The organism is Shinella sp. 1A1, assembly GCF_055379515.1.
Genome location: NZ_AP039672.1, coordinates 411,563 through 428,314, shown reverse-complemented (window position 1 = coordinate 428,314; position 16,752 = coordinate 411,563). Strand labels below are relative to the sequence as shown.

The window sequence follows — 16,752 nt, the reverse complement described above, 5'->3', positions numbered from 1 at the left end:
ATGAAGGGGAACAAACATGTCTCTACTGCGCAGATCCGCAATTCTCGCCCTTGCCGCCGCAAGCCTCATCCCCCAGACGCTGGCCGCGAAGGCCGGCGAACTCAACTACCTGACCTGGGAGGGTTACGCGGTTGACGGCTTCATCTCCAAGTTCGAAGCCGCTTCGGACTGCAAGGTGACGGCCTCCTATGTCGGCTCGAACGACGACTTCGCCGCCAAGCTCGCCGCCGGCGGCGGCGTCTACGACATCATCAGCCCCTCGCTCGATACCGTGCCGATGATGCGGCAGGCCGGCTTCGTCGCACCGATCGATACGGCCAAGGTGGAAGGCTTCGACGGCATCTATCCGGAATTCTCCAAGCAGAGCGACGTGGTGGCCGATGGCGAGACCTGGGCCGTACCGCTGATCTGGGGTTCCGTCTCGCTGATCTACCGTCCCGACAAGCTGGCCACCAAGCCGGATTCCATCTCCGTCCTGTTCGATCCCGCGCTCAAGGGCAAGGTCTCGCTCTGGGACGACAAGTCGGCGCTCTACTGGACGGCGCGCTATCTCGGCTACGACAACATCTTCGACCTCACCGACGAGCAGCTGGAAGCCGTGAAGGCCAAGCTCATCGAGCAGAAGGCGCTGATCCGCAAATACTGGGCCTCGGCGGGCGAACTGACCGAACTGATGGCCAACCAGGAGGTCTATGTCTCCAACGCCTGGACGGGCCTGACCAGCAAGGACGTCAACAACCTCAAGAAGGGCTTCGAGGTCGTCGAGTTCACGCCGAAGGAAAAGGCCGAGGGCTGGATGGATTCCATGATGCTGGTGAAGGACTCCCCGAACGAGGAATGCGCCTACAAGTTCATGAGCTTCATGCAGTCGCCCGAGGGCCAGTGCGGCGTCGCCCAGTCCACCGGCTATTTCCCGGTCAATCCGAAGGCCGTGCAGGGCTGCATGGATGACCAGATGAAGAAGGAGCGCCAGGTCGACAATGTCGAGTTCGTCAAGAGCCTCGTCATGTGGCAGCAGCCCGTCCGCCTCGACAAGTATCTGGAAACCTGGAACGCCGTGAAGGCCGCGCCGTAAGGCTGCCGGCGGGAAGCGCCCCGCAAGGCGGCGCTTCCCCACACCCACGCGAGACATTTCAACAGACACGAGGATCCGATGACCTCCAACCCGATTGTAACGCTCGACGGCGTTGCGAAACGATATGGCGCATTCCTTGCCCTCCAGGAGACCGACCTTGCGATTGCCGAGGGCGAGTTCGTGACCCTGCTCGGCCCTTCGGGCTGCGGCAAGACGACGACGCTCAGGCTGATCGGCGGCTTCGAGCAGGCGAGCGCGGGCCGCATCGCCATTGCCGGACAAGACGTGACGGACAGCCCGCCCTATCGCCGGCCGGTCAACACGGTCTTCCAGGACTATGCGCTGTTTCCGCATATGAGCGTGGCGGAGAATATCGGCTACGGCCTTTCGGTGAAATCCGGCCGCGTGGCGAAGGCCGAGCGGGACAGGCGCGTCGCCGACGCCCTCGCCATGGTCGGGCTGGAGGGCAAGGCCGGCATGCGGCCCGGCGCCCTCTCGGGCGGCCAGCGCCAGCGCGTGGCGATGGCGCGCGCCATCGTGCGCCGCCCGCGCGTGCTGCTGCTCGACGAGCCGCTTTCGGCGCTCGACGTGAAGCTGCGCGAGGGCATGCAGGTGGAGCTGAAGCGCCTGCACCGCGAGCTCGGCATCACCTTCCTCATGGTCACGCACGACCAGAACGAGGCGCTGGCGCTCTCCGACCGCATCGTCGTCATGAGAGAGGGCCGCATCGCGCAGGTCGGCTCGCCGACGGACCTCTACGACCGTCCCGCCAGCCCCTATGTCGCGGATTTCATCGGCGGGGCGAACCTGGCGGATGCCGAGACCCTTGGCGGCGGCGCTTTCCGGCTTGCGGGCGGCCAGGTGCTGCACAGCCGGCGCGGCGAGGCCGCCAGCCTTGCCGCCGGCCGCCATGCCAGCCTCGGCCTTCGCGCCGAGCACCTGCATGTCACGGCGGTCGGGGCGGAAAATACGCTCGCCTGCACCGTCATGGAACGCCTGTTCCACGGCGACCGGCTGCGGGTCGAGCTCATGCCCGAAGGGGCCGCAAGGCCGATCTTCGCGGAGCTTCCGCGCACGGCCGTCCCGGCGGAGCTTGCGCCCGGCGACCGCGTGACGATCGGTATCGACCCCGCCGACGTGCTGGTCTTCGAAGCGGAGGGCGGGCAATGAACCTCACCCGCCGCACCTTCCCCGGCTTTGCCGCCCTGTTCTCGCTGCCGCTCTTCTGGGTGCTGCTGCTGATGGTCGTGCCCTATGCGATCATGATCTCGGTGGGCTTCTGGTCGCGGCAGTTCCCGCTGTTCTATCCGGATTTCCAGTTCGGCAACTACGCGCAGATCGCCGCCGACCCGCAATATACGACCGTCATCCTGCGCACGCTGAAGATTGCCGCTTCCGTCACGCTCTGCTCGCTGCTGCTCGGCTATCCGCTCGCCTATTTCCTCGTCTTCACCGTCCGCTCGCGCGCGCTGCGCAACCTTCTCTACATGTCGGTGATCGTGCCGCTCTGGGTGTCCTACCTGCTGCGCGCCTATACGTGGAAGATCATCCTCGGCACGGACGGCGCACTGAATTCACTGCTGGTCTCCACCGGCATCGTCTCGGCGCCGCTCGACATCTTCCTCTACAACCAGACCGCCATGGTGGTGACGCTGGTCTATATCTTCGTGCCCTTCATGGTCATGCCGCTCTTCGCGGTGCTCGACAACATTCCGCGCCGCCTGATCGAGGCCTCGGAAGACCTCGGCGTCGGCCCGTTCATGACCTTCTGGAAGGTGATCTTCCCGCTGTCGCTCGGCGGGGTCGTCGCCGGCGCGACCATGACCTTCTGCCTGTCCTTCGGCGATTTCGTCGCGCCCGTGCTCGTCGGCGGGCCGGACGGGACGATGGTGGCGAACCTCCTTCAGACGCAGTTCGGCGCCGCACTCAACTGGCCGCTCGGATCGGCGCTCGCGACGCTCGTGCTCGCGCTGGTGCTGATCCTCCTGCAACTCTCCAGCCGCCTCGACCGGGCCGGCCGGGTCGATCTTTCCTAGGAGGCCGCCATGCTGCGCTTGAGATGGTGGCAGAAGGGCATGGTGGGCGTCAGCCTCGGCGTGCTCGCCTTCCTCTACCTGCCGATCGTCATCCTCGTGATGTTCTCCTTCAACGACAGCAAGGTGACGTCCTTCCCCCTCGCCGGCTTCACGCTGCACTGGTACGAGGCCTTCCTCGCCAACGGCCAGATGCTGCGGGCGCTCGCCAACAGCCTGTGGGTGGCGCTCTTCGCGACGGCGCTTTCCGTCGTCATCGGCGTGACTGCGGCGCTCGCGCTCGACCGCTACGACTTTCCCGGCAAGCGGCTGTTCCAGAACGTCATCCTCCTGCCCCTCAGCCTGCCCGGCATCGTCACCGGTATCGCCATGCTGAACTTCTACAAGCAGATCGGCATACCGCAGAGCCTGACGGCGGTGGTGATCGGCCATGCGACGGCGCTGCTCGGCGTCGTCGTTTCGCAGGTCATGGCGCGGCTCGCCAAGATCAACCGCCGCCAGTTCGAAGCCTCCGCCGATCTCGGCGCGACACCCTTCGAGACCTTCCGCAATGTCACGCTGCCGGGCATCCGCAGCGCCATCCTCGGCTCGGCGCTGCTCTGCTTCACGCTGTCCTTCGACGAAATCCCCGTCACCTATTTCCTGACCGGCCGCGAGGTGACGCTGCCGATCTACATCTATTCGACGCTTAGGCGCGGCATCACGCCGGAAATCAACGCCATCGGCACGGTGATCGTCGCCGTGTCCTTCGTCCTCATCGTCCTCTCGGTCACGCTCCTGCGCGACCGCGACCAATCCTGATCCATGGAAGGGAGAACAAGCATGGATGCCTCGACCTACACGCTCGATTTCTGGCGCAGCAAGGCAAGCGGCCTGAAATTCCGCACGCAGCACTTCATCGACGGGGCCTATGTCGCCTCCGCCGATGGCCGGACCTATCCGACGATCAATCCCGCGACCGGGGCGACCATCGCCGAGGTGGCGCGCGGCGGGGCGGCAGAGATCGACCGCGCCGTCGCCGCCGCCCGCAAGACCTACCGCTCCGGCGCCTGGTCGCGCATGGACCCGCGCGCCCGCATGGCCGTGCTGGAGAAATTCTCCGCCCTCATCGAGGCGCATGCGGAGGAATTCGCCGTGCTCGACAGCCTCGACATGGGCAAGCCGGTCATGGACATGATGAACATCGACATTCCCGGCGCTGCCACGTCGCTGAAATTCTTCGCCGAGACGATCGACAAGATCGAGGGCGCGGTGACGGCGACGGCCGCCAATGCCCTGCACTACATCCTGCGCCAGCCGCTCGGCGTCGTCGGCCTCATCGTGCCGTGGAACTATCCCCTGATGATGGCCGCCTGGAAACTGGGCCCGGCGCTGGCGACGGGCAATTCCGTCGTCTTGAAGCCGGCCGAGCAATCGCCGCTCTCGGCCAACCTGCTCGCCGAACTCTTCATCGAAGCGGGCGGCCCGGCGGGCGTCTTCAACGTGGTGCACGGTCTCGGAGAGGAGGCCGGCAAGGCACTGGCGCTGCACAACGACGTCGACAAGATCGGCTTCACCGGCTCCACCGAAGTGGGCAAGCTGCTGATGATCTATGCCGGCCAGTCGAACATGAAGCGCGTCTCGACGGAATGCGGCGGGAAGACCCCGCAGATCGTCCTCGGCGACTACGACGATCTCGATACCGCCGTCACCTATGCCGTCAACGGCATCTACGGCAACCAGGGCGAGGTCTGCAATGCGGGCTCGCGCATCCTCGTTGAAAAGCGCATCCACGACGACTTCGTCGAGCGCTTCACCGCCCGCACGCGGGAAAACTTCGTGCTCGGCGATCCGCTCGATCCCTCGACGACCATCGGCCCGCTCGTCACCGCCTCGCACCAGCAGCGCGTGTTGAGCTACATCGACATCGGCCGCAAGGAAGGGGCGGCGCTGCGCTTCGGCGGCGGCACGCTCACCTCATCCCCGAAAGGCGCCTTCGTCGAGCCGACCCTGTTTACAGGCGTCGACAACGGCATGCGCATCGCCCGCGAGGAGATCTTCGGCCCGGTCGCCGCGATCATCCCGGTGGAGGGCATCGACGACGCCATCGAGATCGCCAACGATTCCATCTATGGCCTCGCCGCGTCCGTCTGGACCCGCGACATTTCCAAGGCGCACCGCTTCGCCCGCGACATCGAGGCCGGCGTCGTCTGGGTCAACTGCTTCGACCACGGCGACATGACTTCGATCTGGGGCGGCTACAAGCAGACCGGCAACGGCCGCGACAAATGCCTGGAAGCCCTGACGCAGTACACGCAGACGAAATCGGTCTGGGTGAATCTCGACTGAGGCCCGCATAATGGGTCCCGGGTTGGAGCAGCACGCACCATCCCGGGATCCATGGCTTCACCGGGCCTGTTCCGCCAGCCAGCCCGCGGGAACGGAAACCCGCACGGCGAAGCCGTTCGCACGCTGGTCGAAAGCAAGATCGCCGCCGAGCTTCTGGATTGCCATTTCAACGATCGAAAGGCCGAGACCGGTTCCCTCGCCTCCACGACTGCCCCTGTTGAAACGCCCGACGAGATGCCTCGATTGAGCCGGCGTCATACCCGCCCCCTGGTCGATGACCTCGATCCGCAGCTTCGTCCCGTCGCGCTCGACGATGAGATCGACGTGCGAGCCCGCCGGGGCATGCTGGATTGCATTTTCAAGGATGTTTCTCACCGCGAGATGCAGGAGCATGCGGTTGAGACTGGCCCGGCCAACCGTCACGCCGGCGTGGATGTCGACCGATACGTTCCGCGCGATACCGAGGTTTTCCAGATCGGCAGAAACCTCACGCATGGCCGCCGCGATATCGATGGCTTCCCGCGCGCGATCGGCCTCTGCAGAATCGACAGCCGCCATGTCGATGAGCTGGCGGACGAGGCGCCCGGTGCGATCCACGCTCGTCGAAATATGCCCGAGCGCGGTTTCACGGACGGCAGCATCATCGCTCCTGAGCGCGACCTGGGCCTGGGTCTTGAGACCGGCGAGCGGTGTCTTCAATTCATGCGCGGCATAGGCGATGAAAGTCCTTTCGCGCTCCCGCGCTTGCGTGACCCTGCCGAAAAGCGAGTTGAGCGATCTCAGCAGCGGGCGGATCTCGCGCGGCGCGCCGTCCTCCCCGACCGGATGAAGCTCGTCGGCGGAACGGCCGGAGAGCGCGCTCGCGATCCTGTTGAGAGGCGCGAGCCCCCGGTCGACGCTGAGCCACAGCAAGGCTGCAAGGACCGGCAGGATGGCGAGTGCCGGAACCAGTTGCCCCTTGACGACATCTCCCACCAGCCGATCGCGCATTTCGAGGCTGTCGCCGACGAGGACGCGCACGCCGAGCGTCGGATTGATCACCGCATAGACCCGCCAGCGTTCGCCCTTTATGGTCGTCTCCCGAAAACCCTTGTCGTGGTCCGCCAGCGAGGTCGCCGGCGCGCTGGCGGAACGGCTGACAAGCTGCCCCTGCAGCGACCAGATCTGGCAGGAAAGCTGCCTGTTGTAATCCCCCTCCGCAACCGTGAATTCCGGCGGCACATCGCCAGCGGTGGCGGCCTCCACGGCGGCAGCGACATCGATATGGTGATCGGTGATCAGCGAACTGACCATCCGCGCCGCCTCGGTGAGCCTGGCGTCGAGCACGCGTTCCACCTGATGCTGCGTGCTGAGATAGGTCCAGAACACCGCACAACACCAGACGGCGCCGGTCGTGGCGAGAAGGATGACGATGAGGCGGAGGCGGATGGAACTCATTCGGGCTTGCCCATGCGATAGCCGACACCGCGGATGGTCTCGATGGAGGCGGCGCCGAGCTTGGCGCGCAGCTTGTGCACATGTACCTCGACCGTATTGCTCTCCACATCCTCCTGCCAGCCGTAGAGGCGTTGCTCCAGCGCCTGCTTCGAATGGATCATGCCCGGACTCTCCATCAGTGCGCGCAGGATGGAGAATTCGCGCCGCGACAGCGGGACGGGCTCACCTGCCTTTCGGGCCGCCATCCCTGCCGGATCGAGAACGATAGTGCCGCAACGCAATTCGGGCCGTGCGCGACCTTCCGACCGGCGCGTGATGGCGCGCAGCCGGGCGGCAACCTCGTCGAGGTCGAACGGCTTGCCGAGATAGTCGTCGGCGCCGGCATCCAGACCGTCGATGCGATCGGCCGTTTCGTCCTTCGCCGTCAGGAGCAGGACGGGCGTCCGGTCACCCCTTTCCCGCAGGCACGCCAGCACTTCAAGGCCGGAACCGTCGGGCAGCATGCGATCGAGCAAGACGGCATCGAAGCGGTCCGCCGCAAGGGCCTCCGTCGCATCGGCAAGCGTTGCCACAGTGTCGACGGTGAAGCCGGAAAGGCCGAGGCCGACCTTCAGGCCATCGAGCAGGACCGCATCGTCTTCGACCACCAGGATACGCATCAAGCCTCCGTGCGTTGCTGCCTTCCTCCGCCTGAACCGGGAACCTTAAGCCTGCCTTAAGCTGGCGACCGGATCGCTCCGCCCGGGACAAATGACGAGGACGCGAGAACGATGCGGAAAGCAAGCCTCCTGGCAGCGGTTTGGGTCTTGATTGCGGCAATTCTGCCGGCATGGGCTTTTGAAGCGCCATTGCCGATGGAAGACGCCTTCGTACCCTCGATTGCAAGGGAAGAGGCAGGCCCTCTCACGATCACCTGGAAAATCGCCGACGGCTACTATCTGTACCGGGAGTACCTTTCCGCGAAAGACGATGACAACCGGCCGCTGACGCTCCGCACCGAACCCGGCAAGGTCAAGGACGATCCGGATTTCGGCGCGACCGAAGTCTATTATCGAACGGCTTCTGCATCGATCCTCGACGCCCCTTCGACCGTTCGCGTCACCTATCAGGGCTGCCAGGACGGCGGACTGTGCTATCCGCCGACGACACGCATGATCGATGTCGCGGCGATGACGATCGGGATGCCGGCCGACGGCGGTTTTTCGCTTGCACCGGCCGAGGACGCGAACCCGGCGCAGAAGGCGAACACCGGATTTTCCATCATCGACAATGGCGGAGAGACGGCGGTCGACCGGCTTCTGACCGGCGGCGGACCTTTCCTGCTGCTTGCCGGCTTTCTCGGCTTCGGCCTGCTGCTGGCATTCACACCCTGCGTCTTTCCGATGTATCCGATTGTCGCCGCCATGCTATCGCGCGAGAGGGAGGAACTGACCGCAGGGCGCGGCTTCGTGCTGGCGTCATCCTATGTGCTGGCGCTCGCTACCGCCTTCGGACTTGTCGGCGTCGCCGCCGCGTGGTCGGGCCGGAACCTGCAGATGGTGCTGCAATCGCCGGCCGCAGTCGGCACGGTCGCCGCCCTCTTCATCCTGCTGGCGCTCTCCAGCTTCGGCCTGTTTCATATCCGGCTTCCGGCAGGAATCGGCAATCGATTGAGCGGCGGCAAATGGAAGGGCGGCTCTGCCGCCGGCGCCGCTATGCTCGGCTTTTCCTCCGCGTTTCTCATCGGCCCCTGCGTAACCGCACCGCTTGCGGGCGCCCTTCTCTATATCGCCCGGACCGGAGACGTCGTCATCGGCGCTCTCGCGCTCTTCGCGCTTGGCCTCGGCAAGGGCCTCCCGCTCATCGCCATGGCGACGCTCGGCGGCAAGGTGCTGCCACGCGTCGGCGCCTGGATGGAAAACGTACGGTACGCCTTCGGCTTTCTGTTCCTCGCAACGGCGATATGGCTTGCGACCCCGCTCGTTCCCGAGCGTTTCATCCTCCTGCCCTGGGCCGTGCTGGCGCTGACTTTCGGCGTCCAGGCGGGTGCATTCGCAGGGTTGCAGACTTCGGGCGGACATGGCGTTCTCCTGCGTTCGGCCAGCCTTGTCTTCCTCCTGTGGGGCAGTCTTCTCATGGCAGGGTTCGGCCTCGGCGCGACCGATCCGCTGACCCCGCTCGGCCCGCTCAAGGGTGCGGCCGGCGGCGCGCGGACGGCCGCTATCGAAAAGACGGACTTCACGAAGATCGGCTCCATCGACGCGCTGTCCGGCCTGCTTGGCGCCGCCGCCTCCGAACACCGGCCGGCCCTTCTCTATGTCACGGCGGACTGGTGCGTGACCTGCCGCGCGATCGAACGCTCGGTGCTGCCCGAACCGGATGTAGCGACAGCCCTCGACGGGATTCGTCTCGCAAGGCTCGACGTCAGTACCCTTGACGCCGACACCGGCGCGCTCATGCGCTCGCTTGCGGTCGTCGGCCCGCCAACGATGATCCTCTTCGACCGCGAAAGGCAGGAGATACCCGGTACCCGGCTTGTCGGAGAGATTACAGCGGCCTCGCTCGCGGATGCCGCCAGGACTGCGAAAGGCACCGTGCGATGAACGCCCTCGCAATAGGTCCCTTCGCGTTCTCCGCCGATCGCTTCTCGGCGATCGGCGGAATGGTCGTCTTCATGCTTGCCGGCTCGCTTCTCGCCGCCCGCATAGACAACAGGCTCGGCACCTGGACGACAGCGGCGGCGCTCCTTGGAATTCTGGGCGCGCGGGTAATGCATGTCCTCGGCCACGCGGCGAGTTTCTGGCAGGAGCCGTGGCGCGTCCTCGCCATCTGGCAGGGTGGCTTTTCCTGGCATGGCGGCCTCATCGGTGTTCTTCTCGCCACCGTGCTGCTGTGGCGAAGGGCGCCGCGTATAACTTCCTGGGCGATCCTGCCGCTTGTCGCCGGTCTCTTCGTCTGGATCGCTCTTGGCAGCCTGATCAACGGAAACGCTTCGCCCCGCGCACCGGCAGCCTCCTATGTGGTGCTCGATGGAGGCGGAACCTTATCCGTCGCCGAGCGCCGGGGTCGTCCCGCCGTCCTCAATCTCTGGGCGAGCTGGTGTCCGCCCTGCCGGCGGGAAATGCCGATGATGGCCGACATGGCCGGGAGCAATCCACATGTCGATTTCCTGTTCGCCAACCAGGGTGAAGGCAGGGATGCTATCGCTGCCTATCTGCGTCAGGCCGGCATCGACCTTCAAACGGTCGTTCTCGATCCCTTTGCCAATCTCTCGCGCCACTATGGCGCGGTGGGCCTGCCTGCCACCCTGTTCATCAATCCGGACGGCACACTTGCCGCATCCCACCTCGGAGAGATTTCCCGCGAGGCGCTCTCCGAAAGACTTGCCGCTCTTTCATCCTCCGCCACGGCATCGACAGAATGAAAGCCCCGTTCCCCCTCTTCCGGTGCCCTCGATTAGAACAAGGAGATACCCGATGCTGACCCGCAGAACCATTTTGACGACGACGCTTGCCACCGCGGCAGCGGCCGCAACCGGATTGAAGCCCTCCTTTGCCCAGCAACTGACGAAGGACGAGGTCTTTTTCGACAAGGACGCCCCCGTCCTCGGCAATCCCAGGGGAAACGTCACCATCGTCGAATTCTTCGATTACCAGTGCCCCTACTGCAAGAAGGCGCATCCGATGGTGGAGAAGGTCGTGAAAGCCGACGGCAATGTGCGGCTCGTCCTGAAGGACTGGCCGATCTTCGGCGATGTCTCCATCTTCGCTGCTCAGGCAGTGCTTGGAGCCGCGCAGATCGGCAAGTACGAAGTCGCGATGGAAGCCTTGATGAAAACCAAAGGGAAGCTGACCCACGAGGAAGTCGAAAAGCGCCTGACGGGCGCCGGCCTGTCGATGAAGGAGGTCGCCGCATCCGTGAACAAGCACGATGCCAAGATCTCCGGGCTGCTCAATCGCAACTACAGTCAGGCGCTCGCCTTCAACTTCGCCGGCACGCCCGCCTTCGTCATCGGCTCAGCGCTCTTTCCGGGCGTCCTCGATGAAAAAGGGCTGAAGGACGCCATCGCCAAGGCAAGAGGATAGCCCGCGGACGACCGCGCCCCACGGCCGGCTTGCAGGCCTTCGGGCGCGGGTCGCCCGAGCGGCCTCCTCTTAAGCTGTGCTTAAGGTAGCTCCCGCGTTCTGCGGATACAGAATGAGCAGCACGAGGACATAGATTTGAATTCGCAGAGCCGACCGTCCGGCCTGATCGCACGACGCACGTTTCTCGCCGGAGCCGGCATGTTCGCCCTGGCCGGTTGCACGTCCGCGAGACAGGTGCCTGAAATCGCACAGGTGGAAACGCCACGTCTGGCGACACCTCCCATGTATTTTGCCATGCCGGATGAGAAGTTTCCGATTCCGGCAGTCGATGTTTCAAAGGTCGACCGGAAATGGTGGCGAACCGAAGTGGAATACCCGACCGATGAAAGCATCGGGACCGTGATCGTCGATACGCCCAATCGGTACCTTTATCATGTCCTGCCCAACGGGCGAGCGACACGATACGGGGTTGGCGTGGGCAGGGACGGCTTTTCCTGGGCCGGTCGTGGCCGCCATATCGCCTACAAGCGGGAATGGCCGCGCTGGAATCCTCCCGATGAGATGGTGGCCCGCCAGCCGGAGCTTGAGCCGATCAGCATCGCGAATGGCGGCATGGCCCCGGGATTGAGAAACCCTCTCGGAGCGCGCGCGCTTTACATTCACGAGGGCAACCGGGACACGATCTATCGCATCCACGGAAATCCGGAATTCCAGACCATCGGCCGCGCCGTATCATCCGGCTGCATCCGTATGATCAATCAGGACGTCATCCACCTCGCAGAGAACGTGCGTGACGGAAGCCCGATCGTTGTGGTTGCAGATCCCGCCATGGCTCATCTCAGGAAGGGCTGACCATCGGCGGCGGCCGACTGCCGGGCCCGCCTCTGAACGAACTGTTGCAAATCGGCACGTCCCGCGACCGTTCGACGGGGATGGCTGCAAAGTTCGCGTGGCGGCGATTCCCCTTTTGCGCGTGCTGCGCTATGGCGAAATCGAGGATCCGGTTCCGAATCGCCGGAAAGCGGCCGCAAGACGTCCAAGGAAATGGCACATATGAACTCCCGCGTTGCAATTCTGGCAGGCGTTGCGCTTGCCCTCACCGCATGCACCACCGTCAGTGTCCCGACCAATCCGCTGCAGGCGCGCTGGAACGGCAAGACCGCCGGCAGCTTCTTCGCGGCCTATGGCCCGCCGATCTCGGACACGGCCGGCACCGGCGGCACGACCCTCTACAAGTGGCGCGGCGGCTTTGCCAAGGGCAAGTCCTGCACGGTGGAACTCACCGTCAACGAGGCCTACCGGATCACCAGCATCCGCGCCGTCGGCGACCGCGTCGATCCGAAGGGCGGCCCGACCCACTGCGAAAAGGTCCTCGACGCCGCCGGCGACGGGAAGTAACCGCCGGCTGAGCCGACTATTCAGGAGCCGCGCGGAAACGCGCGGCTTTTTGTTTGGAGGAAGCATGGACGACGATCGCCTCTACCACGACCCTGCCCTTGCCGATTTCTACGATCTCGAAAACGGCTGGGAACGCTCGCCGGACCTTGCCTTCTGCACGGCGCTCGCGCGGGACGCCGGCAGCGTGCTCGATCTGGGCTGCGGCACGGGTGAGCTGGCCGTCGCGCTCTGCGAGGGACGGACGGTCGTCGGCGTGGATCCCGCCCCGGCCATGCTCGATATCGCACGGGCGAAGCCGGGCGCCGGCGGCGTCGATTTCGTGGAGGGCGACGCACGGTCCGTGCGGCTCGGCCGCCGCTTCGAACTCGTCATGCTCACGGGGCATGCCTTTCAGGTCTTCCTGACGCGGGAGGATCGCCGGGCGGTGCTTGCCACCATCGCGGCGCATCTTGCGCCCGGCGGGCACTTCGTCTTCGACAGCCGCAATCCCGCCTGCCGGGAATGGGAGGAATGGGGGCCGGACGAGTCGATGCGCTCCCTCGTCCATCCCCGCTTCGGCGAGGTCGCCGCCTGGAACGACGTCGCCTTCGACGCCGCCACCGGCGTCGTCACCTACGGGACCCATTACGAAATCCGCGCCACCGGCCGGCGCCTCTCGGCAGCCTCCCGCATCGCCTTTCCGGACAAGGCCGAACTGGAGGCGCTTCTGGCCGAAACCGGCCTGCGCGCCGAACGATGGCTCGGCGACTGGGAAGGCCATCCCTGGGAAAACGGCGCGAAGGAAATCATTCCCCTCGGCACCCTCGCCTGATCGGGGCGCACGGAAGCCCTTCGTCTCCATTGGAAGACTTCGGCAGCGCCCATGCGCCTGGCGCTACGCCTCCTGCGGAGCCGGCCCGTGGAGCTGCGTTGACGGCACCGCCAGGCACGCAGGTATGATCAGGACGGCGATCAGCAGCATGGCGATGAACGTCGCATGCAGCGCGTGCTGGAGGGCGTGCCGGACCTCTTCGACGCCGCTGATTGCCGCGCCGGTGCCATTCAGCAGCGCCCGAATCTGTTCCGGCGTGATCGCCTGGCCATTGGCGACATGCGCGAGACCGTAGGTCAACACCGCGCCGAGCACCGCGGCGCCAAGCGTGCTGCCGAGATTGCGCGAGAACACGTTCGATGCGGTGGCGCTGCCGCGCTCGTTCGCGCCCACGCTTTCCTGCGTGAGGATCAGGGCGCTGATATTGAGCAGCCCCATCCCGAACCCCATGATCAGCGAACCGGCGCCGGCGAGTACAGCCGAACTCGTGGGCCGAAGCAGGATGAAAAGGAATGTGCCGAGCGGGATCAGCAGGCTGCCCGCGACCATGAGGGGCCGCAGACCGAAGCGTGTGAACTGGCGCGAGGCGATCGTCGCGCCGCAAGGCCAGCCGAGAAGCAGCATGGTCAGTGCGAAGCCCGCAACGAGAGGCGAGCGGTTGAGCACCGTCTGGACATACATCGGCAGGAAGGTCGTCAGTCCCATGATCGCCATGCTTGCGAAGAAGACGGTGAGATTGGCGAATGCGATCGGACGCTTCAGCCAGAGATCCGGCGCGATCATCGGCGCTTCCGCGCGCCGCTCCTGCCAGATGAAGGCGCCGAGAGCGGCCGCGAATATGGCGAGCGCCCCGATGGCCTGCCCCGAGATCGCACTTTCCATCTCGGTCAGGGCAATCATCAGCGCCGAGATGGAAACGGCAAAGAGGCTCGCGCCCAGCACGTCGATCGATACAACACGGGTTCGCTTCTCCTCCCGCAGGAACAGGAAGAATGTCGACGCAGCGAAAAGTCCCACGGGCACGTTGATCCAGAACACCCACGCCCAGGGAAGGTTATGAATGATGAGGCTGCCGAGAAGGGGACCGACAACGGCCGACAGCGCCCATACGCTGGCGAGGTAACCTTGAACCTTGCCACGCTGGTTGCCCGGAAACAGATCGGCGACCACAGTCATGGCGACGGGCTGAATGGCGCCGGCGCCGGCGCCCTGCAGCAGCCGGAAGGCGATCATCGACGGCATCGACCAGGCAAAGCCCGCAAGCACCGAGGCCAGCAGGAATATCGCGATACCGATGAGGATCATGGGCTTGCGGCCATAGATGTCCGCGAGCTTTCCGAACACCACGGTCGTCGCCGTCTGCGTCAGGAGAAATGCCGAGAAGACCCAGGAATAGAGATTGATCTGGCCGAGTTGCGCGGCGATCTGCGGCATTGCCGTCGAAACGATCGTCGCCTCGATGGCGATCATCGCCATGCTGGCCATGATCGCAACGACGACGAGGCCGCGATGAGATGTTCTTTCCGTCATGGGGAACTTTCGGATGGAATGGCCGCTTGGGCGATGGCGGGATGTTATCCTATGCCAGCCTTACTAATCCGATGGATCGTTCCGTCAAGCCGGTTCGGCACCGTCTCGCAAAAGCGTGAAGACACGGCACGACGGGCTCGCGGCCACTAAAAAAGCCCGCCGCGGGCACGGCTTCGTCTCCGGCGTCGTCCGGGACGAGCAATCATGGAAGTTTCCGATAGCTGTAATGGGTCCCGGATATCTACCGCGAATGCCGAATCATGAATAACTTCATGCATGTAGGGGGAACCTCCCCTGGCCGGAACGGAGTCCGATCTGCCTTTCCCGCGAGGCCCGGCAAGATCGGGCTCCTTCTGCGCCCCTGGCGAGGCCGCGCCTCTCGTCCCTCCGCGGAATTACGCCGGCAGCGCGGGTGTCTCGCCTTCCCGACGATGAAAGGCGATGAAATCCTCTGCGGACAGCGGCTTGGAAAAAAGCCATCCCTGCCCGTAATCGACGCCATGGGCGGCGAGATAGCCGCATTGCGCCTGCGTCTCGACGCCTTCTGCAATACAGGCAAGCCCAAGCTTGCGCGTCATTTCGATGATGACCGCGGTGATGGAACTGCGCGCGGTTTCGCAGCCGATCGTGTCGACAAAGGATTTGTCGATCTTCAAGGCATCCAGCGGGAGGTCCTGCAGGCTCCGCAAGCTGGAATATCCCGTGCCGAAATCATCGATGGCGACGCGATGGCCCAATTGGTGCGCCCGCTGAAGGGTCACTCTGGCCGCGTCGATCTCGACGAACCCGCTTTCCGTCATTTCCAGCCATATCTGCCTGCTCTGGATGCCGGTCGGAGCCAGCTTTTCCTGGATCACATCCAGAGCGCGCCCGGTTCTGACATCCTCCGCCGCGAGATTGATCGTGATGTGGCAGAGCGGATCGGTCTCGAGAAGCGGGCGAAGGTCACGAATGACGCAATCGATCACCTGATCCGTTATCGGCATCACGAGGCCGCTCTGCTCGGCCAGCGGAATGAAATCTCCGGGCGGCGTCAGCTTGCCGTCTTCGCGCGGCCAGCGCACGAGAGCCTCCCCGCCGACACACCTGCCCGTCCGCAAGTCGACGATCGGCTGATAGTGGGCGATGAAGTCCCGTCTTCTCACGGCGGCCCTCAACTCGCCAAGGGGGGACAATCGGCGAATTGTGGCCCAGACGATCCCGCCAACGAGCAGCGAAGCGACCGCAAGGAAGATGGGCAGGAGGAAGAGCATGTATTTTTTAAACGGCGCATAAAGATATGCGCGTGATCTCATGGCAACCGCGAGAAGGCCTTCTTCGCGCACCGCGGCATAGACATACCGGCTGTCCACTCCGTCACGGGGATCGTCGATCAACGATCGCAGCAGTTGCGGATCAGGATCGTTATGAGTTGCCAGAACCGAACCGCTCTCGGTCGCCACCGCGATACGATTGCCCGGCTCCGTGAGGCTGTCGAGGAGCACCTCGGGATTGACCAGCACGAAATAGTCGCCGCGGGTCAGATTTATTCTGGAAGCACTTCCCGACATCTGAGGATGAAGATTGAGCGTGACGCTGACGCCATCCTCGGTGACGAAGTCAGGCGGGACCTTGGGGATCCGGATGTCGGGCCGTCCCCAGGCCGAACATTGCAGGAAATTGCCATCGAAAACGCCCATCCCGGCAACGTAGAGGCTATCTGCCTGAGCCTTTCGCATCGCCTGGATATGGGCATCGGAACACCTTGCAACATCACTGGTTTCGAGCTTTTTCAAAGTGTCGACAGCACTGTCGTAGGCACGAGTGCTGCGCGCGATGATACGTTGACCAAGCAATTCGAGGCGATCCACCTCGTCATTTCTTGCCAATGCCCAACTGGCCCACAGAAAACCGGAACTCGTTGCTGCGATGGCAAGCACCGACAAGATACAGGCCAGGAAAACGATCTTGCTACGGTTCAAACACATCCCCTCAAGTGCTGTGTGGAACTCATCCTATATCAGCGATCCAGCATGATCGAATATAAAATGGGCTTGTCGCACCCTGCCACTGCGCACCGCCGCAACCCCATTCCGG

Annotated in this window: 15 protein-coding genes; 11 read left to right on the top strand and 4 right to left on the bottom strand. The window is 64.3% G+C overall.

Translation table 11 applies throughout. The annotated features are described in order from the left end of the window. Positions 1-16 precede the first annotated feature (16 nt). The 5 genes from ACZ48C_RS18730 (at position 17) to ACZ48C_RS18710 (ending at position 5,436) form a co-directional block, all read left to right on the top strand. On the top strand, positions 17-1,075 hold the full coding sequence (locus ACZ48C_RS18730; RefSeq protein ID WP_464783621.1) for an ABC transporter substrate-binding protein: 1,059 nt from the start codon (positions 17-19) through the stop codon (positions 1,073-1,075). A 78-nt stretch (positions 1,076-1,153) separates the two neighbouring features. After that, entirely contained in the window at positions 1,154-2,245 is a 1,092-nt protein-coding gene (locus tag ACZ48C_RS18725; protein WP_464783620.1) for an ABC transporter ATP-binding protein, read from the top strand. Then, a complete protein-coding gene (locus ACZ48C_RS18720; RefSeq protein WP_234187221.1) occupies positions 2,242-3,111 on the top strand; it encodes an ABC transporter permease in 870 nt (289 codons plus the stop codon). Before ACZ48C_RS18725 ends, ACZ48C_RS18720 begins: the two co-directional genes overlap by 4 nt. Before the next feature lie 9 nt (positions 3,112-3,120). Continuing rightward, a complete protein-coding gene (locus ACZ48C_RS18715) occupies positions 3,121-3,909 on the top strand; it encodes an ABC transporter permease (RefSeq protein WP_424547683.1) in 789 nt (262 codons plus the stop codon). Between the two features lie 21 nt (positions 3,910-3,930). Further along, positions 3,931-5,436: an aldehyde dehydrogenase gene (locus ACZ48C_RS18710; protein WP_464783619.1), complete on the top strand. Its 1,506-nt coding sequence runs from the start codon at positions 3,931-3,933 to the stop codon at positions 5,434-5,436. A gap of 57 nt (positions 5,437-5,493) precedes the next feature. Here the strand turns inward: ACZ48C_RS18710 and ACZ48C_RS18705 are convergent, their stop codons facing one another. Both ACZ48C_RS18705 and ACZ48C_RS18700 read right to left on the bottom strand, forming a co-directional pair. Further along, complete coding sequence (locus ACZ48C_RS18705) at positions 5,494-6,873, bottom strand: ATP-binding protein (protein ID WP_464783618.1); 1,380 nt, start codon at positions 6,871-6,873, stop codon at positions 5,494-5,496. Continuing rightward, complete coding sequence (locus ACZ48C_RS18700) at positions 6,870-7,532, bottom strand: response regulator transcription factor (protein WP_464783617.1); 663 nt, start codon at positions 7,530-7,532, stop codon at positions 6,870-6,872. Before ACZ48C_RS18700 ends, ACZ48C_RS18705 begins: the two co-directional genes overlap by 4 nt. 195 nt (positions 7,533-7,727) lie before the next feature. On the opposite strand from ACZ48C_RS18700, the gene dsbD reads away from it, so the two are divergent. The 6 genes from dsbD (at position 7,728) to ACZ48C_RS18670 (ending at position 13,146) form a co-directional block, all read left to right on the top strand. Continuing rightward, positions 7,728-9,455: a protein-disulfide reductase DsbD gene (dsbD, locus tag ACZ48C_RS18695; protein ID WP_464783616.1), complete on the top strand. Its 1,728-nt coding sequence runs from the start codon at positions 7,728-7,730 to the stop codon at positions 9,453-9,455. After that, positions 9,452-10,276: a prolipoprotein diacylglyceryl transferase family protein gene (locus ACZ48C_RS18690; RefSeq protein ID WP_464783615.1), complete on the top strand. Its 825-nt coding sequence runs from the start codon at positions 9,452-9,454 to the stop codon at positions 10,274-10,276. The genes dsbD and ACZ48C_RS18690 overlap by 4 nt, the downstream gene beginning before the upstream one ends. Before the next feature lie 52 nt (positions 10,277-10,328). After that, a complete protein-coding gene (locus ACZ48C_RS18685) occupies positions 10,329-10,937 on the top strand; it encodes a DsbA family protein (protein WP_464783614.1) in 609 nt (202 codons plus the stop codon). Between the two features lie 198 nt (positions 10,938-11,135). Next, the gene (locus ACZ48C_RS18680; RefSeq protein ID WP_464783613.1) at positions 11,136-11,789 is read left to right on the top strand and encodes a L,D-transpeptidase; all 654 of its coding nucleotides are present in this window, start codon (positions 11,136-11,138) and stop codon (positions 11,787-11,789) included. A gap of 201 nt (positions 11,790-11,990) precedes the next feature. Further along, positions 11,991-12,335 carry a hypothetical protein gene (locus ACZ48C_RS18675; protein ID WP_119255884.1) on the top strand — a complete coding sequence of 115 codons (345 nt, stop codon included), beginning with the start codon at positions 11,991-11,993 and terminating at the stop codon, positions 12,333-12,335. Positions 12,336-12,399: 64 nt separating this feature from the next. Continuing rightward, positions 12,400-13,146 (top strand): class I SAM-dependent methyltransferase, encoded by a 747-nt coding sequence (locus ACZ48C_RS18670; protein WP_318914241.1) that lies wholly within the window; start codon positions 12,400-12,402, stop codon positions 13,144-13,146. A gap of 63 nt (positions 13,147-13,209) precedes the next feature. Here the strand turns inward: ACZ48C_RS18670 and ACZ48C_RS18665 are convergent, their stop codons facing one another. Together ACZ48C_RS18665 and ACZ48C_RS18660 are read right to left on the bottom strand one after the other, a co-directional pair. Then, positions 13,210-14,676 (bottom strand): MDR family MFS transporter, encoded by a 1,467-nt coding sequence (locus tag ACZ48C_RS18665; protein WP_119255886.1) that lies wholly within the window; start codon positions 14,674-14,676, stop codon positions 13,210-13,212. Positions 14,677-15,071: 395 nt separating this feature from the next. After that, on the bottom strand, positions 15,072-16,637 hold the full coding sequence (locus ACZ48C_RS18660) for an EAL domain-containing protein (protein WP_464783612.1): 1,566 nt from the start codon (positions 16,635-16,637) through the stop codon (positions 15,072-15,074). Positions 16,638-16,752 lie beyond the last annotated feature (115 nt).

What these genes read in the sequence shown, in the direction of transcription:
- ACZ48C_RS18690 (WP_464783615.1), top strand. Translation starts at nt 9,452, where the DNA reads ATGAACGCCCTCGCAATAGGTCCCTTCGCGTTCTCCGCCGATCGCTTC.
- ACZ48C_RS18680 (WP_464783613.1), top strand. Translation starts at nt 11,136, where the DNA reads ATGTTCGCCCTGGCCGGTTGCACGTCCGCGAGACAGGTGCCTGAAATC.
- ACZ48C_RS18665 (WP_119255886.1), bottom strand. Translation starts at nt 14,676, where the DNA reads ATGACGGAAAGAACATCTCATCGCGGCCTCGTCGTCGTTGCGATCATG.
- ACZ48C_RS18715 (WP_424547683.1), top strand. Translation starts at nt 3,121, where the DNA reads ATGCTGCGCTTGAGATGGTGGCAGAAGGGCATGGTGGGCGTCAGCCTC.
- ACZ48C_RS18725 (WP_464783620.1), top strand. Translation starts at nt 1,154, where the DNA reads ATGACCTCCAACCCGATTGTAACGCTCGACGGCGTTGCGAAACGATAT.
- ACZ48C_RS18730 (WP_464783621.1), top strand. Translation starts at nt 17, where the DNA reads ATGTCTCTACTGCGCAGATCCGCAATTCTCGCCCTTGCCGCCGCAAGC.
- ACZ48C_RS18685 (WP_464783614.1), top strand. Translation starts at nt 10,329, where the DNA reads ATGCTGACCCGCAGAACCATTTTGACGACGACGCTTGCCACCGCGGCA.
- ACZ48C_RS18720 (WP_234187221.1), top strand. Translation starts at nt 2,242, where the DNA reads ATGAACCTCACCCGCCGCACCTTCCCCGGCTTTGCCGCCCTGTTCTCG.
- dsbD (WP_464783616.1), top strand. Translation starts at nt 7,728, where the DNA reads ATGGAAGACGCCTTCGTACCCTCGATTGCAAGGGAAGAGGCAGGCCCT.
- ACZ48C_RS18700 (WP_464783617.1), bottom strand. Translation starts at nt 7,532, where the DNA reads ATGCGTATCCTGGTGGTCGAAGACGATGCGGTCCTGCTCGATGGCCTG.
- ACZ48C_RS18705 (WP_464783618.1), bottom strand. Translation starts at nt 6,873, where the DNA reads ATGAGTTCCATCCGCCTCCGCCTCATCGTCATCCTTCTCGCCACGACC.
- ACZ48C_RS18710 (WP_464783619.1), top strand. Translation starts at nt 3,931, where the DNA reads ATGGATGCCTCGACCTACACGCTCGATTTCTGGCGCAGCAAGGCAAGC.
- ACZ48C_RS18675 (WP_119255884.1), top strand. Translation starts at nt 11,991, where the DNA reads ATGAACTCCCGCGTTGCAATTCTGGCAGGCGTTGCGCTTGCCCTCACC.
- ACZ48C_RS18670 (WP_318914241.1), top strand. Translation starts at nt 12,400, where the DNA reads ATGGACGACGATCGCCTCTACCACGACCCTGCCCTTGCCGATTTCTAC.